26 protein-coding genes, 2 tRNA genes and 1 riboswitch are annotated in these 24,658 nt (G+C 70.1%); of the genes, 11 read left to right on the plus strand and 17 right to left on the minus strand.

Features of this window, described 5'->3' with window-relative positions; all coding sequences use genetic code 11:
* The first annotated feature begins 79 nt into the window (after nt 1–79).
* The gene (locus tag MLG87_RS08560) at nt 80–1,816 is read left to right on the plus strand and encodes a nitrate- and nitrite sensing domain-containing protein (RefSeq protein ID WP_243294776.1); all 1,737 of its coding nucleotides are present in this window, start codon (nt 80–82) and stop codon (nt 1,814–1,816) included.
* A gap of 57 nt (nt 1,817–1,873) precedes the next feature.
* Here the strand turns inward: MLG87_RS08560 and tpx are convergent, their stop codons facing one another.
* The 3 genes from tpx to MLG87_RS08575 all read right to left on the minus strand — a co-directional run bounded on the left by tpx (nt 1,874) and on the right by MLG87_RS08575 (nt 4,380).
* Complete coding sequence (gene tpx / locus MLG87_RS08565) at nt 1,874–2,371, minus strand: thiol peroxidase (RefSeq protein WP_243287009.1); 498 nt, start codon at nt 2,369–2,371, stop codon at nt 1,874–1,876.
* 51 nt (nt 2,372–2,422) lie between these two features.
* Nucleotides 2,423–3,745 carry a hypothetical protein gene (locus MLG87_RS08570; protein ID WP_243294777.1) on the minus strand — a complete coding sequence of 441 codons (1,323 nt, stop codon included), beginning with the start codon at nt 3,743–3,745 and terminating at the stop codon, nt 2,423–2,425.
* An 89-nt stretch (nt 3,746–3,834) separates the two neighbouring features.
* Nucleotides 3,835–4,380 (minus strand): DUF4136 domain-containing protein, encoded by a 546-nt coding sequence (locus MLG87_RS08575; RefSeq protein WP_243294778.1) that lies wholly within the window; start codon nt 4,378–4,380, stop codon nt 3,835–3,837.
* A gap of 197 nt (nt 4,381–4,577) precedes the next feature.
* On the opposite strand from MLG87_RS08575, the gene MLG87_RS08580 reads away from it, so the two are divergent.
* From MLG87_RS08580 to MLG87_RS08595, 4 genes are all read left to right on the plus strand, one after another.
* Nucleotides 4,578–6,041 carry an aminotransferase-like domain-containing protein gene (locus tag MLG87_RS08580; RefSeq protein WP_243287006.1) on the plus strand — a complete coding sequence of 488 codons (1,464 nt, stop codon included), beginning with the start codon at nt 4,578–4,580 and terminating at the stop codon, nt 6,039–6,041.
* A gap of 33 nt (nt 6,042–6,074) precedes the next feature.
* Nucleotides 6,075–7,175, plus strand: a complete 1,101-nt coding sequence (locus MLG87_RS08585; RefSeq protein ID WP_243294779.1) for a branched-chain amino acid aminotransferase — start codon at nt 6,075–6,077, stop codon at nt 7,173–7,175.
* A gap of 26 nt (nt 7,176–7,201) precedes the next feature.
* Entirely contained in the window at nt 7,202–8,584 is a 1,383-nt protein-coding gene (locus MLG87_RS08590; RefSeq protein ID WP_243294780.1) for a hypothetical protein, read from the plus strand.
* 85 nt (nt 8,585–8,669) lie between these two features.
* Complete coding sequence (locus tag MLG87_RS08595) at nt 8,670–9,017, plus strand: multiheme c-type cytochrome (protein ID WP_243294781.1); 348 nt, start codon at nt 8,670–8,672, stop codon at nt 9,015–9,017.
* A 37-nt stretch (nt 9,018–9,054) separates the two neighbouring features.
* On the opposite strand, the gene MLG87_RS08600 is transcribed toward MLG87_RS08595, so the two are convergent.
* On the minus strand, nt 9,055–10,125 hold the full coding sequence (locus MLG87_RS08600; protein WP_243294782.1) for a radical SAM protein: 1,071 nt from the start codon (nt 10,123–10,125) through the stop codon (nt 9,055–9,057).
* A 438-nt stretch (nt 10,126–10,563) separates the two neighbouring features.
* A tRNA-Ser gene (locus MLG87_RS08605) sits at nt 10,564–10,656 on the minus strand.
* A gap of 83 nt (nt 10,657–10,739) precedes the next feature.
* Between MLG87_RS08605 and MLG87_RS08610 the strand changes: the two genes are divergently transcribed.
* Nucleotides 10,740–10,829: transfer RNA gene (locus MLG87_RS08610), tRNA-Ser, on the plus strand.
* A gap of 401 nt (nt 10,830–11,230) precedes the next feature.
* The gene (locus tag MLG87_RS08615; protein WP_243294783.1) at nt 11,231–12,739 is read left to right on the plus strand and encodes a Sapep family Mn(2+)-dependent dipeptidase; all 1,509 of its coding nucleotides are present in this window, start codon (nt 11,231–11,233) and stop codon (nt 12,737–12,739) included.
* Nucleotides 12,740–12,742: 3 nt separating this feature from the next.
* On the opposite strand, the gene radC is transcribed toward MLG87_RS08615, so the two are convergent.
* From radC to MLG87_RS08630, 3 genes are read right to left on the minus strand one after another with little or no spacing between them, the layout of a single operon-like run.
* Nucleotides 12,743–13,423, minus strand: coding sequence for a RadC family protein (radC, locus tag MLG87_RS08620; protein WP_243294784.1), 681 nt, complete (start codon nt 13,421–13,423; stop codon nt 12,743–12,745).
* Nucleotides 13,423–13,923: a pilus assembly FimT family protein gene (locus MLG87_RS08625; protein WP_243294785.1), complete on the minus strand. Its 501-nt coding sequence runs from the start codon at nt 13,921–13,923 to the stop codon at nt 13,423–13,425. Before MLG87_RS08625 ends, radC begins: the two co-directional genes overlap by 1 nt.
* A gap of 10 nt (nt 13,924–13,933) precedes the next feature.
* A complete protein-coding gene (locus MLG87_RS08630; RefSeq protein WP_243294786.1) occupies nt 13,934–14,248 on the minus strand; it encodes a ComEA family DNA-binding protein in 315 nt (104 codons plus the stop codon).
* A gap of 258 nt (nt 14,249–14,506) precedes the next feature.
* A riboswitch (S-adenosyl-L-homocysteine riboswitch) is annotated at nt 14,507–14,595 on the plus strand.
* A gap of 63 nt (nt 14,596–14,658) precedes the next feature.
* Between MLG87_RS08630 and ahcY the strand changes: the two genes are divergently transcribed.
* Complete coding sequence (ahcY, locus tag MLG87_RS08635; RefSeq protein ID WP_243294787.1) at nt 14,659–16,056, plus strand: adenosylhomocysteinase; 1,398 nt, start codon at nt 14,659–14,661, stop codon at nt 16,054–16,056.
* 70 nt (nt 16,057–16,126) lie between these two features.
* On the opposite strand, the gene MLG87_RS08640 is transcribed toward ahcY, so the two are convergent.
* Nucleotides 16,127–17,005 (minus strand): caspase family protein, encoded by an 879-nt coding sequence (locus MLG87_RS08640; RefSeq protein WP_243286996.1) that lies wholly within the window; start codon nt 17,003–17,005, stop codon nt 16,127–16,129.
* A gap of 216 nt (nt 17,006–17,221) precedes the next feature.
* Between MLG87_RS08640 and MLG87_RS08645 the strand changes: the two genes are divergently transcribed.
* Nucleotides 17,222–17,752: a DUF4337 domain-containing protein gene (locus MLG87_RS08645; RefSeq protein WP_243294788.1), complete on the plus strand. Its 531-nt coding sequence runs from the start codon at nt 17,222–17,224 to the stop codon at nt 17,750–17,752.
* The gene (locus MLG87_RS08650; RefSeq protein WP_243294789.1) at nt 17,752–18,195 is read left to right on the plus strand and encodes an NUDIX hydrolase; all 444 of its coding nucleotides are present in this window, start codon (nt 17,752–17,754) and stop codon (nt 18,193–18,195) included. The genes MLG87_RS08645 and MLG87_RS08650 overlap by 1 nt, the downstream gene beginning before the upstream one ends.
* A 20-nt stretch (nt 18,196–18,215) precedes the next feature.
* On the opposite strand, the gene MLG87_RS08655 is transcribed toward MLG87_RS08650, so the two are convergent.
* From MLG87_RS08655 to MLG87_RS08665, 3 genes are read right to left on the minus strand one after another with little or no spacing between them, the layout of a single operon-like run.
* Entirely contained in the window at nt 18,216–18,752 is a 537-nt protein-coding gene (locus MLG87_RS08655; RefSeq protein WP_243294790.1) for a DUF4199 domain-containing protein, read from the minus strand.
* An 8-nt stretch (nt 18,753–18,760) separates the two neighbouring features.
* Nucleotides 18,761–19,504, minus strand: coding sequence for an SDR family oxidoreductase (locus tag MLG87_RS08660; RefSeq protein WP_243294791.1), 744 nt, complete (start codon nt 19,502–19,504; stop codon nt 18,761–18,763).
* Between the two features lie 51 nt (nt 19,505–19,555).
* Nucleotides 19,556–20,056 (minus strand): DinB family protein, encoded by a 501-nt coding sequence (locus MLG87_RS08665; protein ID WP_243294792.1) that lies wholly within the window; start codon nt 20,054–20,056, stop codon nt 19,556–19,558.
* Nucleotides 20,057–20,099: 43 nt separating this feature from the next.
* Between MLG87_RS08665 and MLG87_RS08670 the strand changes: the two genes are divergently transcribed.
* Nucleotides 20,100–21,011: a glutaminase gene (locus MLG87_RS08670; protein ID WP_243294793.1), complete on the plus strand. Its 912-nt coding sequence runs from the start codon at nt 20,100–20,102 to the stop codon at nt 21,009–21,011.
* A gap of 200 nt (nt 21,012–21,211) precedes the next feature.
* Here the strand turns inward: MLG87_RS08670 and MLG87_RS08675 are convergent, their stop codons facing one another.
* From MLG87_RS08675 to MLG87_RS08695, 5 genes are read right to left on the minus strand one after another with little or no spacing between them, the layout of a single operon-like run.
* The gene (locus MLG87_RS08675) at nt 21,212–21,541 is read right to left on the minus strand and encodes a hypothetical protein (protein WP_243294794.1); all 330 of its coding nucleotides are present in this window, start codon (nt 21,539–21,541) and stop codon (nt 21,212–21,214) included.
* Nucleotides 21,542–21,590: 49 nt separating this feature from the next.
* Nucleotides 21,591–22,562, minus strand: coding sequence for a 23S rRNA (adenine(1618)-N(6))-methyltransferase RlmF (rlmF, locus tag MLG87_RS08680; RefSeq protein ID WP_425250887.1), 972 nt, complete (start codon nt 22,560–22,562; stop codon nt 21,591–21,593).
* 16 nt (nt 22,563–22,578) lie between these two features.
* The gene (locus tag MLG87_RS08685; protein WP_243294796.1) at nt 22,579–23,133 is read right to left on the minus strand and encodes a hypothetical protein; all 555 of its coding nucleotides are present in this window, start codon (nt 23,131–23,133) and stop codon (nt 22,579–22,581) included.
* A gap of 13 nt (nt 23,134–23,146) precedes the next feature.
* A complete protein-coding gene (locus MLG87_RS08690; protein ID WP_243294797.1) occupies nt 23,147–23,620 on the minus strand; it encodes a methyltransferase family protein in 474 nt (157 codons plus the stop codon).
* 1 nt (nt 23,621) lies between these two features.
* Nucleotides 23,622–24,443 carry a class I SAM-dependent methyltransferase gene (locus MLG87_RS08695; RefSeq protein ID WP_243294798.1) on the minus strand — a complete coding sequence of 274 codons (822 nt, stop codon included), beginning with the start codon at nt 24,441–24,443 and terminating at the stop codon, nt 23,622–23,624.
* Nucleotides 24,444–24,658 lie beyond the last annotated feature (215 nt).

Below are 24,658 nucleotides of genomic sequence, written 5' to 3' on the forward strand. Positions count from 1 at the left end.
ATAACTACCCGCGAGTCCCCTGAAGGAAGCCAAAGCTTCCACACTGGTGGGATCTGCCGCGACCGGCCCCGGGTGATCCATGATCTTCGACCTCCTCCACGTCCGCATCCGCATCAAGCTGCTCGGCCTGGTGCTCCTCCCGGTGGTGGGGGGCGCCCTGCTGTCGGGGCTGGTGGTGGCCAACCAGACCCGGCTGCTGGAGCGGATGCAGCGCCTGCGGGCGGCCTCGAGCCTCTCCGTGGAGGTGGGCAACCTGGTCCACGCCCTCCAGGCGGAGTCCTCGGGAACGGCCCTCTTCCTCGGCAGTGAAGGCGTTCTCCAGGCCCCCATGTCGCGCGGCCGGGATGCGGTGGACCGGGAGCGGGCGGCCCTGAACGGCATCCTCTCCGGGACCGAGCCGGAGTTCAAAGCCCTGTTCCCGGCCCAGGTCCGGGATGGGGCCCGCATCAAGGAGCTCCGTCGCCGCGCGGACCTGCGCGGCGCAAGCCTGGAGATGATCGACGGCTACGCCCGCGAGGTGGACGCGCTGCTCCGGATCCAGAACCAGCTCATGCTGCCGGCCGCCGGAACGCCGCTGGAAAGCCGCTTCCAGGCCTTCGGAACCCTGATCCGGGCCAAGGAGTCCGCGGGCCTCGAAGGCGCCCTCCTCTCCAACGTCTTCTCCCACGGCACCATGGACGTGGCCACCCAGGAGCGCTTCCTGGCGCTGCTGGACGCCCAGAAGGCCCAGGGCGAGGCATTCCTCTCCGCGGCTCCGGAGGCGGCCCGGGAGGACTACCGGAAGGCCCTGGCGGGGCCCTTCGCCCCCGAGCTCCAGCGCATGCGCGACCTGGTCCAGGCCGGGCGGGTGATCGAGGATCCGGAAGCCTGGGCCAAGGTGGCTTCCGAGGAACTGCAGGCCCTCAAGGGTGTCCAGGACCGCATGAGCGGGGACATCCTGGCCGACGCCCAGGGGCTGGAGCGCGGCGCCCGCACCAAGAGCTGGCTGCTGGCGGCGGGGTTCAGCCTCTTCGGACTGGTGGTGCTGCTCTGGACCTGGCGCGCCACGGTGCTGCTCACCGAGCCCATCCACGCGCTGGCGGACGGCATGGCCCGCATGACGAACGGCGATCTGCGTGTCCAGCTGCCGGTGCGAAGCTACGACGAGACGGGCCGGATGACCGAGGCCTTCAACGCCATGAGCGCCCACCTCCGGGAGCTGGCGCGCACCCTTCAGGCCCATGCCTTTCGCGTGTCCACCGGCGCCACGGGGCTTTCCGCCAGCGCGGAGCAGGTCTCCGCGGCCACGCAGCAGCTCGCGAACAGCAGCCGGGTCCAGCGCCAGGCCTCCGAGGATGTGGCCTATGCCGTCGCCCAGCTCCAGACCTCGGTCCTCCAGGTGCGGGCGAGCCTGGACGCCATGGTGGACGATGGGCAGGCCGCGGGTCTGGAAGTGAAGGGCGCCTGCGGCCGCGCCCAGACCCTGGTGGACCTTCTGCACGGGCTGAAGGCGCGCTCGGACGCCTCGCTCCACCCGATGATCAGTGAAGGCGAAGGCCAGGCGGCGGCCATCCTGCAGGTGCTGATGCGCGTGGAGGAGACCCTGGGAGCGGTCGAGGCGGTGGCGGCCGAGATCCATCAGGCTGCGGAGGAGCAGTCCAAGGTCAGCGGCGAGGTGAGCCGGCGGATGCAGGCCAGCCAGGCCTCCGCGGGCGAAGTCCAGCTCGCCGCCGCCCAGCTGGCGAACACCGCGCCGGAGGTGGCCATCACCACCCGGGGCCTGGCCGGCGTCGCCCAGTCCCTCAAGGCCACCGCCGCCACCTTCCAGGTGGAATAGAAAAGCGGCCCCGAAGGGCCGCTCGCGAACAACTGAGGACTGAAGCCCGAGGACGACCTACAGCACCGCCAGCGCGGCGTTGTAGTCGGGCTCCTGCGCGATCTCGGGCACCAGCTCGGTGTGGATCACCTTGCCGGAGCCGTCCACCACCACCACCGCGCGGGCGAGCAGGCCCTTCATGGGTCCGTCCGTCAGGGTCACGCCGTAGGCCTTGCCGAAGTCGGGGGCGCGGAAGACGGAGGCGGGCACCACGTTGTCCAGGCCCTCGGCGCCGCAGAAGCGCTTCTGGGCGAAGGGCAGGTCCGCGCTCACGCAGAGGATGGTCGTGTTGGGCTTCTCGTTGGCCCGGGCGTTGAACTTGCGCACGCTGGCCGCGCAGGTGGGCGTGTCCAGGCTGGGGAAGACGTTCAGCACCACGCGCTGGCCGGCCAGATCCTTGTTCGAGACTTCGGAGAGGTCCGTGCGCACCAGGGTGAAGGCCGGAGCCGCCGAACCCACCTTCGGCAGATCGCCGGCGGTGTTGAATGGATTGCCTTTGAGGGTGACCTTGGCCATGAGAACTCCTCCTAGAGGCCTTCCAGTCTACGCCTCCCCTTCCAGGCCGGGTCAGAGGCCGTGCTTCCCAGCGTCCTGGCTGACCCGCCGGGTGGTGCCCAGGGCACCGCGCAGGGGATCCGTCTTGTCGTAGGGGGGAGCGGCGGGCCGGGCCGCGGGGGCCGGCGGGTGCATCACGAGGTCATCGATGGCGGCGCGCGCCTCCGGTTCCCCCAGGCCGGAGGCCGCCAGCCGCTGGACCAGCTCGGCGCGCGCGGCGCGGAGCGTGGCCGCGTCGCCGCCGACCCGGGCCAGGCGCAGGAGGGCCTCGCGGTTCCCGGGCTGGGCCGCCCAGGCCTGCAGGCGTTGAGCGCGGGCCTCCTCCACGGCCTTGCGCTCGGCGGCATACCGGGACCGGACGGCGGCGACCTCCTGCTCCTCGCGGCGCCGGAGCCCGGCGAGTGAGGTCGCCTGATCAGCTTCCAGGGCGGCCGTCTGGGTCGCGTACCCGGCGAGGTCCGCCAGCACGGCGTCCGGCACGGTGTCCGTGGTGGCCCGCACCGGCGCGGGATCCTCGACCTTCATCCACAGGCCATCGGCCCGCGCGGGGGAGGGCGCCGAGGCGAACAGCGCCGCCGGGGGGGCGGCCACGGTCTGCCAGGACCATCCCGCCACCGGCAGGATCACGCCGTTGCCGGCGGCGTTCCCGGTGGCCTTCAGGGCCGGCCACGCCGTCTCCACCACCGGGATGACCGCCCCGGCGCCCGCCGTGCCGATGGCGGCGCCGGCCACGCCGAGGGGAACCCGGAGGGCGGACTCGAAGGCCGAGGCCACGAAGGCCCAGGGGTAGGACAGGGGCCAGCCGAAGGTCTTCCGCGCGGTGCGCTGGCGGGCCTTCTCGAAGTTGCCCGACCAGGCTTCGCCGGTGCCCTTCAGGCCGAACTCCCAGAAGGAGGTCTTCCAGCCCCACTTGAAGGTGTCCCGCATGTGGTGGCCCATGGTGGTCCATGTGTCCCCCTGGCCGTATTCCGAGAGGTTCCGGCCCGCGTCCCGCCAGCCGTCCCCCGCGACGCGCCAGGGCGCCACGTAGCCGGGCAGGATGCGCACGTTGTACCGGCGGCCCTGGCCGTCCTCCATCTCACCCCGCCAGAGCAGGCCGCCCCGTTGGGTCCAGGTGGCCCAGCCCGCGTCCACCGCGCCCGCGTCGAGGGGCTGTCCGACCACCGTCACGCCCTCGTCCGGAAGGTGCACCACCAGGTAGCCGCCGGCCGCCTGGATGGCCGGCGCCGGCACTGGCACCACCGGCGCGGCCGGGGGAGCGTCGGCGACCAGAGGCCTGGACAGCGCGGCGAGCAGGCAGAAGAAGACAAGGCGAAGCGGGCGGGGCGGCTTCATGGGAGCTCCAGGTCAGGTACCAGCTTCCATGGTGGAGCCAACCGGCCCGGGCCCGGAAGATGGTGTCGATCTGGCCTCGCCCTGGGAGCCTAGCGGGGCGGGAACTTGGCCAGGATGTCGCGCACGGCCCTGGGCACGACCTCGTCGGCATCCTCGGGGTTGTTCAGACCCGTGAGCGCGCCGGCGGCCGCGCCCTGCCAGATCATCTGGTTGGTCTTGAAGTCCACGATCTCGATGACGATGGTGCCTTCCTGGTAGGTGTGGACCTGGCTCATGCTGGTGCCCACGCTCCCGTAGAAGGGCCGATAGCCCCAGCCCCATCCCCAGCCCATGTGGGTGGTGGTGCGGTACCTGCGCTCATGGACGATGGGGTAGTAGGTCACGAGGAAGTCCGGATCCGCCTTGGTCTCCATGGCGAAGCCCTTGGCCTGGAGCTCCTTCTCGACGGCGGCGCGGACCCGCTTGTCCATGAGGCTGGTCGTGCCGCCGGTGCCCTTCTTGGAGGTGTAGTAGTCGAAGGTCTTGTAGCGGGCGAACGAGGCGGTCACATCGTAGTCGTAGTTCACGCTGTAACCCGTGCAGGCACCCAGGGCGAGGAGCGAGAGCAGGGCGGCGGGCAAGGCAAGGCGGCGCATGAAACCTCCGGTTCACCATTATGGACGTCCCGAAAAGGCCATGGTTGAGCCCTGGCGTTAAGCCCTGGGTTGGAGTCCTGGCGACCGGTCTACGGTGGTCTGGGAGAAGGCCCGACCCCCCACCCGCCCGGCGTATGGTCTGTTCTGGGCTGCGAAATCCATCGTTTTCACCCGCAAATTGACCGATCCTGATGGGGATGGTTCTCGATCCCTCCCTCGACCCGGGCGCCTCCAGCCCCTTGTATCTCCAGCTCCAGCGGCGGCTGAGGGGGCTCATCCAGGAAGGCGAGTGGCGGCCGGGCTCGCGCCTGCCCGCGGTCCCGGAGCTGGCCCAGCGGTGGGGCGTCCACCGCCTCACGGTGCTCAAGGCGCTGGCGGGCCTCAAGCGCACGGGCTGGATCCAGACGGTCCAGGGCCGGGGCAGCTTCGTGGCGCCCCGCCTGCCGGAGGCCCCGGGCCTGCGGGCCACCAGCGAGTTCCCCTTCGAGGGCTCGCCCATGCTGGTCCACGACGGCGAGCTGGGCTCCTGGCTGGGCGAGACCCTGGAGCGGGTCCAGGATCGCCACCTGGTGAGCTTCTCCGCCGGCTTCATCCCCTCGGACCTGCTGCCGGGCGAGCACCTGCGCCGGATCACGGCCCAGGTTCTCAAGGAGATGGGCCCCGAAGTCTGGGTCTACGCCGCGCCGGCGGGCCATCCCCCCTACCTGGAGGCGGTCTCCCGCTGGCTGGCCTCCGAAGGCGAGCCCATCGACGAGGGCTGGGGCATCCGGTCGCTTCCGGGGGCGCAGTCCGGCCTGGCCCTGGCGCTGGAATCCTTCACGGTGCCCGGCGACCGCGTGCTGGTGGAGAGCCCCTGCTACGTGGGCATCCTGGCCCTCATCCGCGCCCTGGGCCGGGAGGCCGTGCCGGTGCCCGTGGATCGCCAGGGCCTGGATCCCGACCGCCTGGCCTCGGCCCTCCAGCGCAGCGAGGCCAAGCTGCTCTTCACGGTGCCCAGCTTCCACAACCCCACGGGCATGACCCAGTCCAAGGTGCGCCGTGAGCGGGTGCTGGCCGTGGCCCGGGCCCACGGCGTGATCGTGGTGACGGATTCCGCTTACGGCGACCTGCGCTTCTCGGGCCACTCCCTGCCGCCCTACCGCCGCCTGGAAGGGGCCGACAACGTCATCCACCTGGGGAGCTTCTCCAAGTCCCTGGCGGCGGGCCTGCGCCTGGGCTACCTCATCGCCAAGGACGATCTGCTCCGGCGCATGGCCCTCATCCAGGAGGTGCAGACCATCGGCCAGCCGCCGCTCCTGCAGGCGGTGGTGGCCCGCTTCCTGGACACCGGGGGCTTCCGCCGCCACCTGGCCCGCCTGCGCCGTGCCCTCAAGGAGCGCCGCGACGCCATGGTGGAAGCCCTGGCGGAACACTTCCCCCCGGGCACCCAGGTTTCCGAGCCCAAGGGCGGCATGCACCTGTGGGTGGTCCTGCCCGAGGGCTACTCCGCCCTGGACCTGCACCGGGACGCGCTGCAGCACGGCATCGGCTTCGCGCCGGGCCCGCTCTTCTTCGCCGACGGCCGCGGCACCAACTGCCTCCGCCTGAACTTCTCCACGCACGACCCAGCCACCACCCGGGACGCCATCGCGCGCCTCGGCCACCTGGTCCGCCGGGCCTGACTTCATCCCCAAGGAGCGCCTGTGAATCCCGTGATGTCCACTCCCACCCTCGAGATCCACCCCTCGGACCACGCCGCCAGCCCCGAGCAGCGCGCCAAGCTCATGACCAACCCCCGGTTCGGCCAGGTGTTCACCGACCACATGGTGGTGATCCCCTACAAGGAAGGGCAGGGCTGGGGCAAGGGCGAGCTGAAGGCCTACGGGCCCATCGAGATGTCGCCCGCCTCCTCCGTGCTGCACTACGGCCAGGCCATCTTCGAGGGCTTCAAGGCCTACAAGCAGAAGGACGGCAGCATCGCCTCCTTCCGCCCCGAAGCCAACGCCCGCCGCTTCGCCACCTCCGCCACCCGTCTGGCCATGCCCGAGCTGCCCGAGGAGCGCTTCCTCGAGGCCGCCAGGGCCCTCATCACCCAGGACCAAGCCTGGGTGCCCGGCGCCGTGGGCGAGAGCCTCTACATGCGTCCGCTCATGATCGGCACCGAGCCCGCCCTGGGCGTCCACGCCAGCAACGAGTATCTCTTCATCCTCATGGCCAGCCCCAGCGGCGCCTACTTCTCCGGCGGCGTGAAGCCCGTGACCGTGTGGATCTCCGATGACTACGTCCGCGCCGCGCCCGGCGGAACGGGCTTCGCCAAGTGCGCGGGCAACTACGCCGCCAGCCTCGTGGCCCAGAGCCAGGCCAAGGGCGAGGGCTGCGACCAGGTGGTGTGGCTCGACGCCATCCACCGCGAGTACATCGAGGAGATGGGCGGCATGAACATCTTCTTCGTCTACCAGGAGAAGGGCGAGACCGTGGTGGTGACGCCGGAGCTCACGGGCACCCTGCTGCCCGGCATCACCCGCGACAGCCTGCTGCAGCTGGCCCGCGAGCTGGGCTACCGGTCGGAAGAGCGGAAGATCAGCGTGGCGGAGTGGAAGGCCGCCGTCGCCGAAGGCCGCATGACCGAGACCTTCGCCTGCGGCACCGCCGCCGTCATCACGCCCGTGGGCCGCGTGAAGTCCCGCAGGGGCGAGTGGCTCGTGAACAACGGCGAGACCGGCCCGGTGGCCGCCAAGCTGCGCGAGTCCCTCCTCAACCTCCAGCACGGCCTCGCGCCGGACCCCCATGGCTGGATGAAGAAGATCGTCGGATAATCCGGACAGACATTCCGGAGGGGGCCATGCCCACCGTCCGCAGCGGGAGACCCGCCTGGAGAGTCCGCCTCACCGCGGGTCTCCTTTTCTTACTAGCCTGGAGCTGCGCCACCCCGCATCCCCTGGCCTACACGCCCGCCGTGCCCGAGCCGGTCCGGCGGGGAGTCGTCGCCGTGGCGGTGGTGCCGATGCCGCCGGAGTCCGGTACCCAGGCCCAGCTTGGGGGCGAGATCGGCAAAGGGCGCACGGCGGGGAAGGGGGCCGCCTCGGGGGCCGCCACCGGAGCCACGGCCGGCTTCCTGGCCTCCCTGCAGACCGGCCCATTCTTCGTCATCCTCGCCCCCATCCTCGTGCCCGCGGCGACCGTGATCGGCGGTGCGGGCGGGGCGGCGGTGGGCTACGCCCACGGCATGCCCACGAAGGATGCGACGACGGCGAAAGCGGTCCTGGCGCGCAATCAGACCGACCTGTCGGCCGAGCTGGCGAAGGGGGTGGTCCAGCGTCTGCCCGGGACGGGGAAGGCCCTGGCCGCCCCCGGCGCCGCGCCGGACCTGCGGGTGGAGGTCTCGGCCCTCTCCTGGGGCCTGTACGGCGGAGCGGGCTCCCATCCCGTGGCCGACTTCGAGCTGACGGTCCTCTACCGGGTGCTGGATTCGAAGGGGACCGTCCTGCTGGCCCGGCGGTTCTCCGTCGGCGGGCCCCGGCGTCCCCTCCAGGAATGGGGCGCGGAGGACGGGAAGCGGCTGCAGGAGGCCGTGGGCGCCACGCTGGACTCGGCGGCCGAGGCCATCGCCGATTCCGCCTTCCTGATCCAGGACTTCTTCATCGCGAAGGAGCTGGGCCCCGCGACCTGCGGGCTGCTGCCCCGCCGGCCCAGACCGGTTTCCATGACGTTCCTCCCCTTCGGCGGGACCTCGCCCCAGGTCGAAAGCCTCCGCCCTGTCCTGCAGTGGGAGGCCTTCCCCCGCCGCGAGGACCTCGAACACGATGTCGGCGGCCTGCTCGGGCGCATCACCGACGTCCGATATGACCTCCGGATCTGGACCTCCGTGGGAGGCGGTCCGGGTCCGCTGGTCTACGAGCGGACCGGATTGCTGCTGGAAGCCCGCCGGGATCCGGTGGGGGCCACGCCCCTCTCCGAAGGGGAGCCGCCGCCGGTGGAGAGGGCCTTCGTGGAGCACGGCCTCGAAGCCGCCCTGGCTCCGGCCACGGAGTACCTGTGGTCCGTGCGGGCCCGCTTCCGCCTCGACGGGGAGGAGCGCGCCTCCCGCTGGTCCATGAACCAGGTCCAGGACCCCCGGACCCGCCCCGCCACCGAGCGCTGGTTCTCCCCGCCGATGTCGGCCCGCGGTCTGTGCCTGCACGACGGCATCCCGCCGTTGCGGCATCACCGCTTCCGCACGCCCTGAGCGGGGTTTCGAAACTGGACCTGTGGGTTGGATGAAGTGTCCGCCGCAGGCGCGTAGCGTGGAGATCTCTTCCAAGGAGGAAGCCATGGTGCTGATCCGTCCTGTGGTGGTGGCTCTCATCGCATGCGCGATCTCGAGCGCGGCTCCGACCCGCATTGGTGCCGCGGCCTGCAAGATGTGCCACAAGGTCCAGTTCGAGTCCTGGAGCGCCTCGGCGCACGCCAAGACGAAGCCCGTGCTGGATTGCGAAGGCTGCCACGGCCCGGGCAGCGAGTACAAGGGCATCCGGGTCATGAAGGATCCCGCCGCCGCGAAGAAGGCCGGCCTGATCATGCCGGACAAGGCCCAGTGCGCCACGTGCCACGGCAAGAAGAAGGTCTCCCCCATGACCGACGCCATGTTCGCGAAGGTCCACGCCCACAAGAAGGCCTGAGGCGCCCGGAAAGCTGTCGCAGCGCCCCCTCCGGGGGTCAGCCCATCCGCGCGTGCTTGACAAGCCACGTGGGCAGGGAGCGCAGGTTGTAGTAGGTGCCCAGGTTGTAGAAGCAGGTGGAGGAGCAGTGGGGCAGGCAGGCCTCCTTCGCGGCCCGCAGCGCCTCGGGGTTGAAGTCGGGCTTCCAGATGCGCCCCCAGTCGTAGGGGTGGGTGATGAGGTCGAAGCAGGGCGCGATGGAACCGTCCGGCTTGATCAGCGCGCCGTTGTGCCCGGCGCGGCAATCCCAGGGCTCGATCCGGCCCCGCAGGCGGTCCTTCATGGCCCGGAGGTGCTCGGGCGCGTTGACCATGCACCAGCCTTCATCCTGCTTCTCGATGAGCCAGTCCAGGAGCGCGTCCACCTCCTCGTACTGCTCGGGCCGGATGTGGAGGCTGTTGTCCGCGTGGGCGTAGTGCTCCGTGTCCACCGTGGCCTGCGGGTCCTCCAGCAGGTGGTAGTCGGTGCCGATGCCGTTCTGGTGCGCGATCTCCGTGAGCATCCGCACGTCCCGCAGGTTCGGGCCGCAGATGTTGATGTTGAAGAAGAGGATGTAGCCGTGCTTCTTCTGCTGGGCCACGAGGTAGCGGAACTGCGGCTCGATGGCCAGGAGCGCTTTCGGCAGGCCCTTCCGCGGCGCCACGCAGTCCACGGCCAGGTTGATGGCGGTGACGCCGGCCCGGCCCGCCGCATCGATGAAGGCCGGGTCCATGAGGTAGCCATTGGTGGGCAGGTAGACGAAGAACCCGTTCTCGCTGCCGTAGCGGATCACGTCCAGGATGAAGTCCTTCCGCACCAGGGGCTCGCCGCCCATGATGGCGAGGACCCGGCAACCCACCGTCTTCAGCCAGTCGATGGCGGAGCGTGCCGTCTCGAGGGACATGCCCGGCCGGTGGTTGTCGTACTGGAAGCAGTAGTGGCAATCCACGTTGCACTTCCAGTCGGTGAAGAGGTAGCAGAGCAGGGGCCGGAACTCGTCCGGCCGCAGCCGCGATCCGACGTAGGGAACGGCCCAGCGCCGGATGGCGCGGGCCCCGTTGAGGCCCCGGTACCGAAGCGTGTCCAGCATCGCTTCCTCCTTTCTCGCCCCAGTCGGAGGAGGCCGGCAGGGGAACCAGGAAGGCGCCTTGAGCAAGATCCGTCCACCTGCCGACGCCGACCTCGGAGGGCCGACCGGCGGATGCGCCCCATGCTAGGCCCATCTCCGGGGATGGGGGCGGTTTTCTTCGGCCTTCTGGCCCGGGGCCAAGAGTCGGCGATTCAGTGACTTCGAATCCCCCTCTCTCCGCCACGGCTTCGATGATCATCCGGGCAGGCCGGTCAGGGGGATTCCTTCCGGGGTCGCCGCTGCGCGGCGCCCCCTCCGGCCGCACGAATCGCACGTCTCTCTGCCTCGGGTCCGACAACCCACTGGGCTGTCTCCCCGAGCCAAGACGAGGGACGGCGATTCAGTGATTTCGAATCCCCCTCTCTCCGCCACAAAGAAGCCGCCTTTCGGCGGCTTCAGTGGCGGAGAGAGGGGGATTCGAACCCCCGGTACTGGTTTACCCAATACACTCGCTTAGCAGGCGAGCCCGATCGGCCACTCCGGCATCTCTCCAAGGCCTTCCAGATTACCGTTGGGGGCGGTTCGGCACAAGGCTTCTTGCCCAGGGCCGCGCCCAGCCTTCAAGATGGAGGCACGGAGGGATGGCCGAGCGGTTTAAGGCAACGGTCTTGAAAACCGTCGTGGGTGTGAGCTCACCGCGGGTTCGAATCCCGCTCCCTCCGCCACATCAGCGCCCCGCGTCGCGGGGCGCCTTCATGTAAGTGCGGTGGGAGTGGGATTCGAAGTCACTGAATCGCTGGCAGGTAGCCGCAGGTCCCAACAGCCTGGGAGGCCGTTGGGGCCGTCAAGCGGCGTGCCAGCGATTCGTGCGGCCGGAGGGGACGCCGCGCAGCGGTGGCCCCGGAGGGAATCCCGCTCCCTCCGCCACATCAGCGCCCCGCGTCGCGGGGCGCCTTCATGTAAGTGCGGTGGGAGTGGGATTCGAAGTCACTGAATCGCCGGCCTTCGTCTCGGCTCGGCGAGGTGGAACCTGTCATTCCGTCAATCCTGGCCGGAATTTCTGTCTGCACACGTATAGTCGGGGATCAGTGGTGCGGAGGTTGTGGTGCGGATGCTGCTTTCCTTGATGATCTCTTCTCTCCTGTGGGCGGCCCAGCCGGCTCAACCGACACGGTCGATCCACGACCGCTACGACCGCCGCCTGGCGTCCCACATGGTGCCCCTGCTGTCCGAGGTGATCCGCTTCCCCACGGTCGCCGGGAACGCGAAGGCCTGGGCGGACCAGAAGGCCTGGATCCAGAAGCTCGCCAAGGACCTCGGCTTCGAGGTGCGGGACGCGGGGAAGGTGATGGAGGTGGACCTGCCGGCCACGGGCGGGCCGGCCGGGGCGCCGGTGCTCGGTCTCCTCGTCCATGGCGATGTGCAGCCCGTGGACGATCACTGGAGCATCCCGCCCTTCTCGGGGACCGTGAAGGATGGGCGGGTCCTCGGCCGCGGGGCCGCGGACGACAAGGGTCCGATGATCCAGGCCCTCCTGGCCATGAAGGCCCTGAGGGAGGCTGGTCCCGCCCGGACCAGCACCATCCGGCTCCTGGTGGGAAGCGACGAGGAGAGCACCAATACCGACATCACGGACTACCTGAAGGCGAACCGGCCACCGGACTTCAGCCTCGTGCTCGACTCCGCCTTCCCCGTGGTCGTGGGGGAGAAGGCCTGGAACGCGCTCACCCTCGCGACGCAGCGGCCGACCGCTCCCACGGCGGACCGCCCCTGGACCGTGCCGGCCCTGGAGGCGGGCCTGGCCACGAGCATCGTGCCTGATCGGGCGGTGATCCTTCTGACCTCCGCGGCCGGGAAGGATCCTCTGGTCGCCCTCCGGAAGCGCCTGGAGCGCCGGCCGCTGGACCCCGGATGCCGGGCGGCCTTCAGCCTCACGCCGGAGGGGGCCGGTGCCTCCCTGACCATCACCGTCCAGGGCAAGGCCGCCCACGGTGGCGTCAACCTGGAAGGGGGCCGCAATGCGCTCGTGGCCCTGGCGCGGCTGCTGGACGGCGAGCTGCCGCCGGGCGGGGCGGACGACCTCCTGGCCTTCGCCCGGCAGGCGGGCGGGGACCTGTACGGGACCGGGCTGGGGCTCACGGAACCCGACCCGCTTTGGGGCAGGTGCGCCGTGAACGTGGCCACCCTCAAGCCCGAGGCCGACGGCGGTCTGAAGCTCACCCTCAACATCCGCGCGACGCCGAAGCGCTACGGGCCCGCGCTGGAGGCGCACCTCCGGCGGGTGGTCGCCGAGTTCGCGGCCGCCCGGCAGGCGACCTTCACCTTCGGAGGCTTCTTCGGGGACACGCCGCTGGCCTTCGACCCGCAGTCCCGGCTGGTGAAGCGCCTCATGGCCGACTATGGGCGCGCCACCGGGAGGAACGACCGACCGGCCATCTCCGGGGGCGGCACCTACGCCAAGCGCATGCCCCACGCCATCGCCTTCGGCATGTGGTTTCCCGGCCGGCCCTACCCGGGGCACGACGTGGACGAGCAGGTGCCCATCGAGGACCTGCACCGCGGCGCCCACGTGCTCATCGAGACCCTGGCCGACCTCGCTTGCGGCGAGCCGCTGAAGGAGCCGTTCAAGCCCTGAGCCCTACCCTCGCTGGTCCCAGCCTTCGGCCGCGCGGAAGCTGTGGTAGCGCTCGCGGCCGAGGATGAGGTGATCGGCCAGGGGCACGCCCAGGGACTCGCCCGCGGCCTGGAGACGCCGGGTGAGCTGGATGTCCTCGCGGCTGGGGGCGGGGTCGCCGCTGGGGTGGTTGTGGAAGGCCAGGGCGGTGCTGGCGCCGTATCTCAGCGCCTCCCGGAAGAACTCGCGGGGGCTGATGAGCGTGGCCGTGGCCGTACCCTGGCTAAGGATGCGCTCCGCCAGGAGGTCGCCCTTGGCGTTGAGGGCGAGGAGGCCGAAGCGCTCCTCGGTCCAGCCCTGGCAGCGGGGCAGCAGGTAGCTGCCGGCGGCGCGGGGGCTGGTGATGCGGGGGCGATCGGAGCCGCGCTGGGCGCGCCGGGAGAGCTCCAGGGCAGCCCAGAGCTGGCCCGCCTTGGCGGGGCCGAGGCCCGGCTGGCCCAGCCAGTCGTTCAGCCCCAGGGCCAGGAGACCCGCCAGGCCGCCGGTGCGGCCGAGCACCGCCTGGGCCAGCTCCACGGCGCTATGGCCCCGGAGACCCGTGCCCCAGATGAGGGCCAGGAGGTCCGCGTCCGAGAGGGCTTCGCCGTGGCCCGCCAGGAGACGCTCCCGGGGGCGCTGCTCGGGAGAGAGGTCGAGGATGCGCATCAGACCCTCACCCACTTCTGGCGGTCGCGCCGCCATCGGAGCACCTGGAGCCGGCCCTGGCCGGAGAGCCGCATGCACAACGCTTCCTGGCCGTCGTTCAGGAACCAGGTGCTGGCCAGGGCCGTGTGGCGGGGGGTGACCGTGAGGATGGGGTGGGCCTCGCCCGTGCGGGTCGCCACCGCGGGCGCGTCCATGCCCGGCGGCAGGGGGATCTGGGCGGGCTTGCCCCACTTGATCCGACGACTGAGCTGCACCGGAAGGTGTTCCCCGGCGCCGGTGGCCTGGCCCAGGGCCACGGTGACGTTGCTGCCCCGGGCCCGCGCCAGGCTGAAGGCCTGCTCCAGGCTGCCGCGGATCTCCTGGTGGGCCACCGAGAGCTCGGCACTGCCGGGATCCCACTGGGCCAGGCAGATCATGGTCATGACGGCGGCCACGGCCATGGAGACGGTGAGGTCGAGCAGGGAGGCCCCTCGCTGGGAGAGGCGGCAGCTCTGGAGCATGGCCACCCCCCTACTTCGCCGCAGCCGCGGAACGCGGCGAGGCCGTGAGGGCCAGGTAGGGCTTCAGCTTGGCGTAGGACTTCTCGCCGATGCCCTTGACGTTCATGAGTTCTTCGGGGCGCTGGAAGCCGCCATGCTGCTTGCGGAAGCTCACGATGCGCTCGGCGGTCTTCTGGCCGATGCGGGGCAGCTGCATGAGCTCGGTGACCGAAGCCGTGTTGAGGTTCACCGGCCGCTGGGGCGCCCGGGGAGAACGGCCGGCCGCGGCCGAGAGGGGAAGGGCCAGGGCGAGCGCCAGGGCCAGAGAGGTGAAGGGGTTGGACATGGTTGCCTCCTTTCAGGCAGCCATGTCTCATCGAGGGTTGTGCCAGTTTGCAAGTCGTGTGTTTACAGGTGAAAAAATTTCTTCTACGAAGAAATTTTGTTAGATAAAAATGACAAAAAATTATTAAAAATAAATAATTCAAATTATTTCATATTTTATTTTTTGTATTAAAATTTCGAAAAATTTTTGCAAGGCGACACAATATGAATGAAAACCAAACCAATCCACCATCCCCCTGTCGTCACCGCTATCCTGGAGAGGTCCGAGGAGCGCTGCAGGACCCGGCAGATCGGCTGTGCGGGATCTCAGGCTCGGACCCATCCTTCCAGGAACGGCGCTCACCTCAACCCTGAACCGGGGCGATGGGGTGGACGCACCCTCCTGTCGATCCGGCCCTTCGTGGAGGTCCCATGACCGTCGCCACCACCGACTTCATCGTCGCCGATCTCGCCCTTGCCGCCTGGGGCCGCAAGGAGATCGCCATCGCCGAGGGCGAGATGCCCGCCCTCATGGCCATCCGCCGCCAGTACGCCGCGCAGCAGCCCCTCAAGGGCGCGCGCATCGCGGGCTCGCTGCACATGACCATCCAGACCGCCGTGCTCATCGAGACACTGAAGGCGCTCGGCGCCGAGGTGCGCTGGGCGAGCTGCAACATCTTCAGCACCCAGGACCACGCCGCCGCCGCCATCGCCGCGGGCGGCACGCCGGTCTTCGCCGTCAAGGGCGAGACCCTGCCGGACTACTGGGAGTACACGCACCGCATCTTCGATTTCGAAAGCGGCGCGAACATGATCCTCGATGACGGCGGCGACGCCACCCTGCTGCTGCACCTGGGCGCTCGCGCCGAGCAGGACATCCACGTGCTCGATCATCCCGACAGCGAGGAGGCCACCGTGCTCTTCGCCGCCATCAAGAAGCGCCTGGCCACGCAGCCGAACTGGTACTCCACCCAGCTGGCCAAGATCCAGGGCGTGACGGAGGAGACCACCACGGGCGTTCACCGCCTCTACGAGATGGCCAAGAAGGGCGAGCTGAAGTTCCCCGCCATCAACGTCAACGACAGCGTCACCAAGAGCAAGTTCGACAACCTCTACGGCTGCCGCGAATCCCTGGTGGACGCCATCAAGCGCGCCACCGACGTGATGGTCGCCGGCAAGATCGCCGTGGTCTGCGGCTATGGTGATGTGGGCAAGGGCAGCGCCCAAGCGCTCCGTGCACTCAGCGCCCAGGTGTGGGTGACCGAGATCGACCCCATCTGTGCCCTGCAGGCCGCCATGGAGGGCTACCGCGTGGTGACCATGGACGAGGCCTGCGAGCAGGCTGACATCTTCGTCACCTGCACCGGCAACTTCCACGTGATCACCCACGACCACATGAAGCGGATGAAGCACAACGCCATCGTGTGCAACATCGGCCACTTCGACAGCGAGATCGATGTCGCCAGCCTCGAGAAGTACGCCTGGGAGGAGATCAAGCCCCAGGTGGACCATGTGATCTTCCCGGACAACAAGCGCATCATCCTGCTGGCCAAGGGCCGCCTGGTGAACCTGGGCTGCGGCACCGGCCACCCCAGCTACGTGATGAGCTCCTCCTTCGCCAATCAGACCCTGGCCCAGATCGAGCTGTGGACGAAGAAGGGCGAGTACCAGGTCGGCGTCTACACCCTGCCCAAGCACCTGGACGAGCAAGTGGCGCGGCTCCAGCTGGTGACCCTGAATGCGAAGCTCACGGCCCTGCGCCCCGACCAGGCCAAGTACATCGGCGTGCCGGTGGAAGGGCCCTACAAGGCCGACCACTACCGCTACTAGGCTGAGACGCTTCGCGTTTCAAGAAACAGGGCGCCTTGCGGCGCCCTGTTCATTTCGGGCCAAAACCCCGTCAGGTCGGCATCTCGGTCGGCAGCGGCGCCAGGTTCGGGGGAACCTCCACCGCCTTCATCACGGCATGGCGGGTGACGGCCTCGCAGTCCAGCTGGGGCGTCTGCGTGAAGTGGGCGGCGCTGAGGTCGGAGCGGATCTTCGCCAGCACCTTGGCCCGGGTGAGGTGGTTGCCACTGGCCCTCGCCTCGCGGCAGAAGTGCCAGCTGAAGGCGCCGTGCCAGTCGCCCTGCATGAAGGCGTCCGCGGCGGTCTGGCTCTCCTTGCAGGCGGTCCAGAGGATGTGGTGCGACAGGCCCTTCTCCAGCAGCTTGAGGTGCCCGGGGCGGGCCCGGCGGTACTCGATATCGCGGAAGGCCTCGATCGAGGGCGGCGGCAGGTAGCGGGGCTTGCGGTCCATGAGCAGGTCCGCCGCCCGGAGGCCCGCGCCGCTGTGGCAGGTGTCGAGGAGGATTTCCAGGATCACGCTCTGCGGAAGCTGCACGAACAGATCGTGGAGCTCGTCGTCCACGATGAGGTGGTCGCGGTCCCACTGGGGGCCGCTCTGGGCCAGGTCATGGGGGCAGAAGGCCTCGTCGGCCCGGTCGAACTCATCGAGGTTCAGGTCCGGCACCTGGGTGCCATGCCCCGAGAACGTGAAGACCAGGTGGTTGTAGCGGCCGGCCAAGGCGCCTTCCACCATGCGTCGCAGCTCGCGCATGATGTTGGCCTTGGTGGCGGCTTGGTCCGTCAACTGGGTGATATCGGAATCCTCGAAGCCCAGCAGATCCTTCAGCAGCGAAGCCATGTCGTGGGCGTCGTTCACGCACCCGTTCAGGTTGGCCGCGGGGAAGTTCTGGTACTGGTTGATCCCGATGCAAAGCGCGGTGCGGTGCAGCATGGGAGCCTCCTAGGCTTTGCTTGGGAACGTGGGGACGGACGCGCCGAGCCCGCCCCCGGTGAAGGGCGGCGGATCCTGGTCGGATCGGAGGAGGACTGCGACATTCGGCGCACATCCCGGAGGACTCCAATCCTTCACGATAGGCCCAAGTGCCGCCGGTTCAAGCAACGGGGCCTTTTTCCGTAGAATGGACAGAGCCAATTGCGGCGGAGACCCATGAGCGACGACAAGAAAGAACCCTGGCTGAATCTGCTGGCCCTGACGACCGTGATCCTCGCGGTCTGCGCCACCTTGGCGACCTTCAAGGGCGGCGGCCACTCCACGCGGGCCGTGCTGAGCCAGAGCCAGGCCTCGGACCAGTGGGCCTACTACCAGGCCAAGGGCATCAAGGGGAACCTCTACGAGGTGGAGGCCATGCGCCTGCGCCGGGAGCTGGAGCTGGCGCCGAAGACGGCCCTGCCCACCCTGCAGAAGAGCCTCGCGGACGTGGAGAAGAAGGTGGCCAAGTACGACGGGGAGAAGGCCGAGATCCAGAAGGAGGCCCGCCGCTTCGAGGACGTCAAGACCGAGGCCCAGCGGCATGGCGCGGCCTTCGGCTTGGCGGTGATCTTCCTGCAGATCGGCATCCTGCTCTCCTCCATCGCCGCCCTGCTCAAGCAGAAGCCTGTCTACTACCTGGGCCTGCTGGTGGGCGTGGTGGGGATCGTCTACTTCATCAACGGCTTCTACCTCTTCCTGGGCGCGTGATGTGGGAGCTCACGGTCGCCGCCGTCATCGAGCGGGAAGGCCGCTACCTCGTCGTAGAGGAGACCGACGGCGGCTCGCCTGAGCCCGTCTTCAACCAGCCCGCGGGCCACGTGGAGCCCGGCGAGGGCCTTCTCGACGCCGTGCGCCGTGAGGTGCGCGAGGAGACGGGCCTGGCCTTCACGCCGGAGGCATTCGTGGGCATCTACCAGCTCCTGGCGCGGAACGGGAAGGACTACTGCCGCATCTGCTTCCGGGGCAGCGTGCCCGAAGACGCGGAGGCGGCCCCGGAGGATCCGGACATCCTGGGCTGCCGCTGGCTCACCCGCGACGAGCTGGCTGCCGCGCCCCTGCGCTCGGGTCTGGTCCTGCGCTGCGTGGACGACGTCATCGCGGGCGGGGCCTACCCACTCTCCCTCGCCCCAGCCCTGAGGCAGGAGCGCTGAAGAAGGAACACCGACAGGCCCTACGCGCCTGTCTCACCCTCATGCGGATGGTCGACACCCGCAGGCGCCGTGGCCGCCAGCGGCCTGCGCCGGTGGTACTTCACCGCGGCCGCCAGGGAGGTGACCAGGCCCGTGATCCAGGTGCCCAGGGCCCAGGAGAAGGCCCGGCCCAGGGAGGTCTGCATGGGACCCTTGGCCTTCATCACGGCCTCGATCTGATCGGGGGTGAAGCCCTGCTGGACCATCTTCAGGCGGCCCAGGGCCTCCATCTCGGCGAAGTAGCTGGGGAACACCACCAGGGTGAAGAGCAGGCTGCCCACGAAGATGACGGCGGAGGCGATGAGGGTGGCCCCCACGCCATCCTGCACCTGGCGCAGGTAGCCCTGGCTCGAGGCGGTGCCGCGGAGGGCCAGGATCAGGAGGCCGATCTGCAGGGGGATGGCCAGCCAGAGGAGGAAGAAGAGGCTGGGATGGCGGTACCAGCCTGTGAAGCCCATGACGAAGGTCCAGAGCACCACCAGGATGCCGAGGACGAGACCTGTGCGAACCGCCGCCATGAAAGCTCCTAGAAGGTGTGCCCGCCGCCGTTCACGGGGAGGGTGGCGCCGGTGACGAAGCCGGCCCGCAGGAGGCCGACCACGGCCTCGGCCACATCCTCCGCCTGGCCGTTGCGCCGCAGGGGGGTGTGCTCCGCCGCCGCCTGCTTGTGCTTCTCCGGCAGGTCCGCCGTGGCGTCCGTGAGCGTGAGGCCAGGCGCCACGGCGTTCACGCGGATGCCCATGGGGCCCAGCTCGAAGGCCAGCGCCCGCACGAAGCCCTCCAGGCCGGCCTTGGCCGCGCTATGTGCGGAGAATCCCCAGCCGGGGTTGCGGGCGAGGCCGCTGGTGATGGCGATGATGGCGCCCTTCTTCTGCGCCAGCATCTGGGGCACCACGGCCCGGCAGCCGTGGAAGGCCGCCCCCATCTCGCCCAGCACCTTGGCCTCGAAGGCCTCCCAGGGGTACTCGAGGATCCCCTTCATGGGGAAGCCGATGGCGGCGTTCAGCACCAGGATCCCGATGGGCCCCAGCTCCGCCTTCACTGCCGCGGCCATGGCCTCCACCTGGGCCCGGTCGCGGGCATCCGCCTTCACGGCCATGGCCTGGCCGCCCGCGGCCTGGATGTCGTCCACCACGGCCTTCGCGGCGGCCTCCGAGCCGAAGTAGTTCACGGCCACCGCGGCGCCCTCGGCGGCCAGGGCCTTGGCCACGGCGGCCCCGATGCCACGGCTGGCGCCGGTGACGAGCGCGACGGAACCATTCAGGGACATGAGCCCTCCTTCAGGCATGATGCTCGATTCTCCGCTGGCCTCGCCGGTGGCTCAACCCTCGGCCAGGTCCTGGATGGCCATGCCGCCGGCGCTGGCGGCATCCCCTGTGAGCACGCGGCGCAGGTATCCGACCTGGCCCAGGTGGAAGGCGAGGTGGGCCTCCAGATGCAGGAGGAAGCGCCGGGTGGACATCCGGTGCCCGCCGATGGAGGTGGGGAAGGGCGCCTGGAGGGAGGCGTCCGTCTGGGCCGCCAGGCCCGCCTCCACGGCGGCGATGCCGGCCTCCAGCTCCGCGGCGACCTCGGCCCGCGTGCCTTCCCGCTGGGCGAACTCCCGTTCCCGCTGGCGCACGTAGCCCGTGCCGCCCAGCACGGCGCCGACGAAATGCCGGAGGTTGCCCGCCACGTGCAGGGCCACGTTTCCGGCGCTGTTGGCGATGCCCGGCACGGTACGCCACAGCGTGGCGTCATCCGGGAAAAGCTCCACCTCGCGGGCGAGGCAGCGCAGGTCCCGGCGGAACAGCAGGAGGAGGTCGGCGGCGAGGGGCGTCATGGCGACCATCCTATACCCACGGCTCCTGTGGGATTCTGGAAGCATGGACCTCCAAGCCCTCCTCGATGATCTGGCGGCGGAAGCCGCGCCCCTGGCGGCGCAGGGGAAGGTCGCGGACTACATCCCGGCCCTGGCCTCCGTGCCCGCCGCGCGTTTCGGCCTGGCCCTCGCCACCACGGACGGCCAGCTCCTCGGAACCGGCGACTGGCGCACGCCCTTCTCCATCCAGAGCGTGTCCAAGGCCTTCTCCCTGGCCCTGGTGCTGGCGCGGGACGGCGAGGCCCTGTGGAAGCGTGTGGGCCGCGAGCCCTCGGGCAACCCCTTCAACTCGCTGGTGCAGCTCGAATACGAGAAGGGCATCCCGCGGAATCCGTTCATCAACGCCGGGGCCCTGGTCCTCATCGACCGCCTGCTCACGCTCACCGGCGATTCCCTGGGCACCCTGCGGGACTTCCTCCGCGCCGAGAGCGGCAACCCGGTGGTGGAGGTGGATCCGGAGGTGGCCGCCTCGGAGGCCTCGCACGGCCACCGCAACGCGGCGCTGGCCCACTTCATGGCCAGCTGCGGCAACCTGGAGAACCCCGTGGACCGGGTGCTGGACCACTACTTCCGCCAGTGCAGCCTCGCCATGAGCTGCGCGGATCTGGCCAAGGCCGGCCTCTTCCTGGCCAACCACGGCCTGCGGGCGGACGGCTCGCGCCTGCTCTCCCGCAGCGAGTCCAAGCGCATCAACTCGATCATGCTCACCTGCGGCACCTACGACGCCGCCGGTGACTTCGCCTACCGCGTGGGCCTGCCGGGCAAGAGCGGCGTGGGCGGCGGCATCCTGGCCGTGCTGCCCGAGCGCGGCGTCCTCTGCGTCTGGAGTCCCGCCCTCGATCCCCACGGCAACAGCATCGCCGGCGTCGAGGCCCTGGACCGCTTCACCACCCGGACGGGGTGGTCGGTGTTTTGAGGAAAAGTGCTGACCGGATGAACAGGATTCAAAAACTTGAACCTTGTTATCGGCCTGATTCAGCCAGAAAAGCAAGGAACCGCGAATGGCGGGAAAGGGTGCGAAACGCGGCGGAGGCAGGATCGTTCGCCATTTGCGCGCCCGCAGGGCGATTCGCGTCTTTCGCGGTTCGATCATTCCAGGCGGAGGCAAGCCGACTGTCAGCGCTTTTCCTCGGTTTTCCCGGGTTGAAGCAGCCACGCCGCCCACCCGGTAAACAGGGCCACGGCGCCCAAGATGAATGCCAGGCGCAGCCAGGGCTCGCCGAAGGCCAGGCGCTGGCGGACCCCCTGGACCAGGGTCCACAGCCACACCAGGGCGCCGAGGGCCAGGGCCCAGCGCACCGTGGCCTGGGCGGCGGGCCGCGGCACGAAGAGCGGCACCAGGAGCGCCAGGCAGAGCAGCACCAGGAGCATCTCGCCGGAGCGGAGGAAGTGGGCCCCCAGCATCAGCAGGGCGAACAGGGCGGGGAGGCGGCGGACGGCAAACATGGGGACTCCGGCGACGGATAAATCATACCTGTTTGTCCGAAACATTGGATCACAACCCATCCCACCGGCGCCGCCAGGCCTCCCGGGCTCCGGAATCCAGGAAGGTCCAGGCCACAAAACGGCTCTGCTTCTGGCCCTGAGCCATGGGCACGGTGCGGACCTCGCTCGCGCCGGCTTGGGCCAGGGCCCGCCGCACGGCCGGCAGGTTGGCGGAGGCCGAGACGAGGGTGGTGAACCACAGGACCTGGGTGGGGATTCGGGCGCTCTCCTCCGCCATGCGCCGGATGAAACCCGCCTCGCCGCCCTCGCACCAGAGTTCCGCGCCTTGGCCGCCGAAGTTCCGGGCCGTCCCGGCGGATCCCCGCCCCAGCTTCCGCCACTTTGCCTGGGCGGCCTCCCGGGCCTCCCGCGCCGAGGCATGGAAGGGCGGGTTGCAGAGGGTCAGGTCAAAGCGCTCGTCCGGCTCCACGACGTTCCGGAAGACGGCCTTGGGATCGGGCTGGCGGCGCAGGGCGATGGCCGCCTCCAGGCCAGGATTGGCGGCCAGGATGCGGGCGGCGGAGGCCAGGGCCGTCCCGTCGATGTCGGAACCCACGAAGGACCAGCCGTACTCCCGGTGGCCCAGCAACGGGTAGATGAGGCTGGCGCCGGTGCCGATGTCGAGCGCACGCACCGCGGGGCCCCGCGGGATGGCCCCGCCCTCCGCCAGCAGGTCCGCCAGGTGGTGCAGGAAGTCCGCGCGGCCGGGGATGGGCGGGCAGAGGGCACCGGGTGGCAGGTCCCAGCCGCGGACGCCGTAGGCCTCCAGCAGGAGGGCCCGGTTCAGGGCCTTCACCGCCGCGGGATCCGCGAAGTCGATGGTGGGCCCGCCGTGGGGGGCGCGCCGCACGAAGGGCCCCAGCTCGGGACTGGCGGCGACCAGGCGCGGGAAGTCGTAGCCGCCGCTGTGGCGGTTGCGGGGGTGCAGGCCCGGCTTGGCGGGACGCACGGCTCGGGCCGGTGGCTTCGGGGCCCGGGCCAGGGGCTTCGGCGCCATGTCAGCGGCCCTCCCCGTCCGGGGCCAATCGGGTGGCCACGAACCAGAAACCCAGGGCGAGGAGAAGCGTCAGGACGGCCACCGTGGCGGCCAGGGACCGGCCCTGCCAGAGCCCCTCGAACCAGCGCCGGAACTCCGTGACCAGGACGTTCAGCTTCCCCCCGTAGACCTCCAGCTCCCGCAGGTATTTCTTGGTGTCCTCGGGCTCGTAGCCCAGGGGGTTGGCCATCCGGGGCGCGGCCCGCAGGTAGATCAGGGCCGCGCCGCCGAGGCCCGCCGTCAGGATGCCCGCGGTGACGCGGCGGACGCGCTGCTTCCGGACGTGCGGGTCCGTCCCCAGCAGGCGGCCGGCCTGGGCCGCGTGTCGCGTCTCCCGGGACCGGAGCGCCTCCCGCATCCGCGCCAGGTCGGCCTCGGGAATCGCCGCCCCCCGCCGCCGCAGCTCCGCCAGGGCCGCCTCCACAGCCTCGGTCTTGTAGCCATGGGGATGCTCCAGGTAGCGGCGCAGCTCGGCGTCGGCCAGGGTGGGGAGGCGCTCGAGGAACGAATCGGTCATGTCCCCAGCATAGTTAGAACCAGCGTCGGACGGTCCGGAGGTAGGCCTCGTACTCCGTCCCGAAGCGGGCCGCCAGGTGACGCTCCTCCCGGGCGATGACGTGGAAGTGGATGACGAGCAGGACGGGCAGCAGCATGAGCGCGGGCCAGAGGGCGTCCGCCAGCAGGGCCACGCCGGCGTGGAGCAGCGAGAGGCTGAGGTACAGGGGGTTCCGGGTGAAGTGGAAGGGCCCCGCGGTGAGGAGCGCTGAGGCGGGGCGGTCGGGCCGCACCGTGGTGCGGGCCCGGCGGAAGGTGAGAAAGCCCCAGAACGCCAGGGCTCCCGAGCCGAGGACGAACACGGTGCCCAGCAGCCGCGGAAGGAGGTTCCCTGGCGCGGCGAAGGGCAGCGGGAAGCGGCGCTGGAGCAGGAAGCCGAGGCCCAGCCCCGCGAGGAACACGAGGGGCGGTGGCAGGCGGACCCCGGGACCGGCGCGGTCCGCGTCCATGTCAGGCCCGGCCGAGGCCGATGCAGGCCTCCGCCCTCATGACCGGCATCCCGCGGCGGGACTGGGCGCGGAGGGCTTCGATGTACTCGCGCCCCACGGCTTCGGTGGCCTCGGGTCCGAGCTGGCTGAACAGGTGGGCCAGGGGCGGCGCCGATCGCGTGAAGCCCGACCAGTAGGCCTCCGGCTCGTCGATCTCCTGCACAGCCGTGGAGGTCACGACCTCCACCGCGCGGAAACCAGCCCCTTCCATGCGGGCCTTCAGCGTCTCGGCGCCGCTGAGCCTCGCCCACACGGGCGGCGCGGCGGGAGGCTGGAGCCCGGGGACCACCTTCTGGACCGCCTGCCGCACCAGCGTCATCAGCTGCAGGTTGGCGGGGTCGCGCCAGCAGACGATCGCGGCGCGTCCACCTCCTCGCAGGGCGCGCCGGAGCTCGGCCAGGCCCCGGTCGATGTCCGGGAAGAAGATCAGGCCCAGCACCGAGGCGCCGGCGTCAAAAGCTCCGTCGGGAACGTCCAGGGCCTGCCCGTCCATCACCTCGGCGGAGATGCTCGAGAGCTGTTCCTCGGCGATGCGTTCGCGGAGCCGGTCCACCATGCCTGGCGCGAAGTCCGTCGCGAGGACCTTCGCCCCGGCCCGCGCGGCCATCAGCCCGAAGATCCCCGTGCCCGCGGCCACGTCGAGCACGCGTTCGCCCCGCCGCAGGCCCAGCAGCCGCAGCGCATGCGCCGCGAACTGGCCGCTCAGGCCCTCGAAGGCCCGCTCATAGTCCGGAGCGATGGCGCCCCAGTTCCCGGCCACCTGGTCTGGACTCAGCTCGGCCATGGGGGCTCCCTGGAGGGACTCGGCGGCGATCAGGCCGGATCCGCGATATGAGATAGAGACTGCATCTTTATGAACGCTATGGGAATGAAGATAGCCCGGTTCTTCCAGGGCGCCAGGGCCGGTCGCTCGGCAAACCGTTGGCGTTTGCCTTGGTTGGAGGTCGGCGGGCGGAGGGTCAGGGCGCCGGCAGCCCCCATGGCATGGCTTCGTGATGG

The sequence above is a fragment of the Geothrix mesophila genome, assembly GCF_022808835.1.
In the GTDB taxonomy this organism is placed as follows: domain Bacteria; phylum Acidobacteriota; class Holophagae; order Holophagales; family Holophagaceae; genus Geothrix; species Geothrix paludis.

Excerpts from the sequence above, each read along its gene's own strand:
- MLG87_RS08575 (WP_243294778.1), bottom strand. The coding sequence starts at position 4,380 with ATGCGCCGCCTTGCCTTGCCCGCCGCCCTGCTCTCGCTCCTCGCCCTG.
- MLG87_RS08600 (WP_243294782.1), bottom strand. The coding sequence starts at position 10,125 with ATGCTGGACACGCTTCGGTACCGGGGCCTCAACGGGGCCCGCGCCATC.
- tpx (WP_243287009.1), bottom strand. The coding sequence starts at position 2,371 with ATGGCCAAGGTCACCCTCAAAGGCAATCCATTCAACACCGCCGGCGAT.
- MLG87_RS08670 (WP_243294793.1), top strand. The coding sequence starts at position 20,100 with ATGGACCTCCAAGCCCTCCTCGATGATCTGGCGGCGGAAGCCGCGCCC.
- MLG87_RS08655 (WP_243294790.1), bottom strand. The coding sequence starts at position 18,752 with ATGGCGGCGGTTCGCACAGGTCTCGTCCTCGGCATCCTGGTGGTGCTC.
- MLG87_RS08590 (WP_243294780.1), top strand. The coding sequence starts at position 7,202 with ATGCCCACCGTCCGCAGCGGGAGACCCGCCTGGAGAGTCCGCCTCACC.
- MLG87_RS08630 (WP_243294786.1), bottom strand. The coding sequence starts at position 14,248 with ATGTCCAACCCCTTCACCTCTCTGGCCCTGGCGCTCGCCCTGGCCCTT.
- MLG87_RS08675 (WP_243294794.1), bottom strand. The coding sequence starts at position 21,541 with ATGTTTGCCGTCCGCCGCCTCCCCGCCCTGTTCGCCCTGCTGATGCTG.
- MLG87_RS08615 (WP_243294783.1), top strand. The coding sequence starts at position 11,231 with ATGATCTCTTCTCTCCTGTGGGCGGCCCAGCCGGCTCAACCGACACGG.
- MLG87_RS08665 (WP_243294792.1), bottom strand. The coding sequence starts at position 20,056 with ATGACGCCCCTCGCCGCCGACCTCCTCCTGCTGTTCCGCCGGGACCTG.
- MLG87_RS08660 (WP_243294791.1), bottom strand. The coding sequence starts at position 19,504 with ATGTCCCTGAATGGTTCCGTCGCGCTCGTCACCGGCGCCAGCCGTGGC.
- MLG87_RS08650 (WP_243294789.1), top strand. The coding sequence starts at position 17,752 with ATGTGGGAGCTCACGGTCGCCGCCGTCATCGAGCGGGAAGGCCGCTAC.
- MLG87_RS08570 (WP_243294777.1), bottom strand. The coding sequence starts at position 3,745 with ATGAAGCCGCCCCGCCCGCTTCGCCTTGTCTTCTTCTGCCTGCTCGCC.
- MLG87_RS08645 (WP_243294788.1), top strand. The coding sequence starts at position 17,222 with ATGAGCGACGACAAGAAAGAACCCTGGCTGAATCTGCTGGCCCTGACG.
- MLG87_RS08585 (WP_243294779.1), top strand. The coding sequence starts at position 6,075 with ATGTCCACTCCCACCCTCGAGATCCACCCCTCGGACCACGCCGCCAGC.
- MLG87_RS08690 (WP_243294797.1), bottom strand. The coding sequence starts at position 23,620 with ATGGACGCGGACCGCGCCGGTCCCGGGGTCCGCCTGCCACCGCCCCTC.
- MLG87_RS08595 (WP_243294781.1), top strand. The coding sequence starts at position 8,670 with ATGGTGCTGATCCGTCCTGTGGTGGTGGCTCTCATCGCATGCGCGATC.
- ahcY (WP_243294787.1), top strand. The coding sequence starts at position 14,659 with ATGACCGTCGCCACCACCGACTTCATCGTCGCCGATCTCGCCCTTGCC.
- MLG87_RS08560 (WP_243294776.1), top strand. The coding sequence starts at position 80 with ATGATCTTCGACCTCCTCCACGTCCGCATCCGCATCAAGCTGCTCGGC.
- MLG87_RS08625 (WP_243294785.1), bottom strand. The coding sequence starts at position 13,923 with ATGCTCCAGAGCTGCCGCCTCTCCCAGCGAGGGGCCTCCCTGCTCGAC.
- radC (WP_243294784.1), bottom strand. The coding sequence starts at position 13,423 with ATGCGCATCCTCGACCTCTCTCCCGAGCAGCGCCCCCGGGAGCGTCTC.
- MLG87_RS08695 (WP_243294798.1), bottom strand. The coding sequence starts at position 24,443 with ATGGCCGAGCTGAGTCCAGACCAGGTGGCCGGGAACTGGGGCGCCATC.
- MLG87_RS08685 (WP_243294796.1), bottom strand. The coding sequence starts at position 23,133 with ATGACCGATTCGTTCCTCGAGCGCCTCCCCACCCTGGCCGACGCCGAG.
- MLG87_RS08640 (WP_243286996.1), bottom strand. The coding sequence starts at position 17,005 with ATGCTGCACCGCACCGCGCTTTGCATCGGGATCAACCAGTACCAGAAC.
- MLG87_RS08580 (WP_243287006.1), top strand. The coding sequence starts at position 4,578 with ATGGTTCTCGATCCCTCCCTCGACCCGGGCGCCTCCAGCCCCTTGTAT.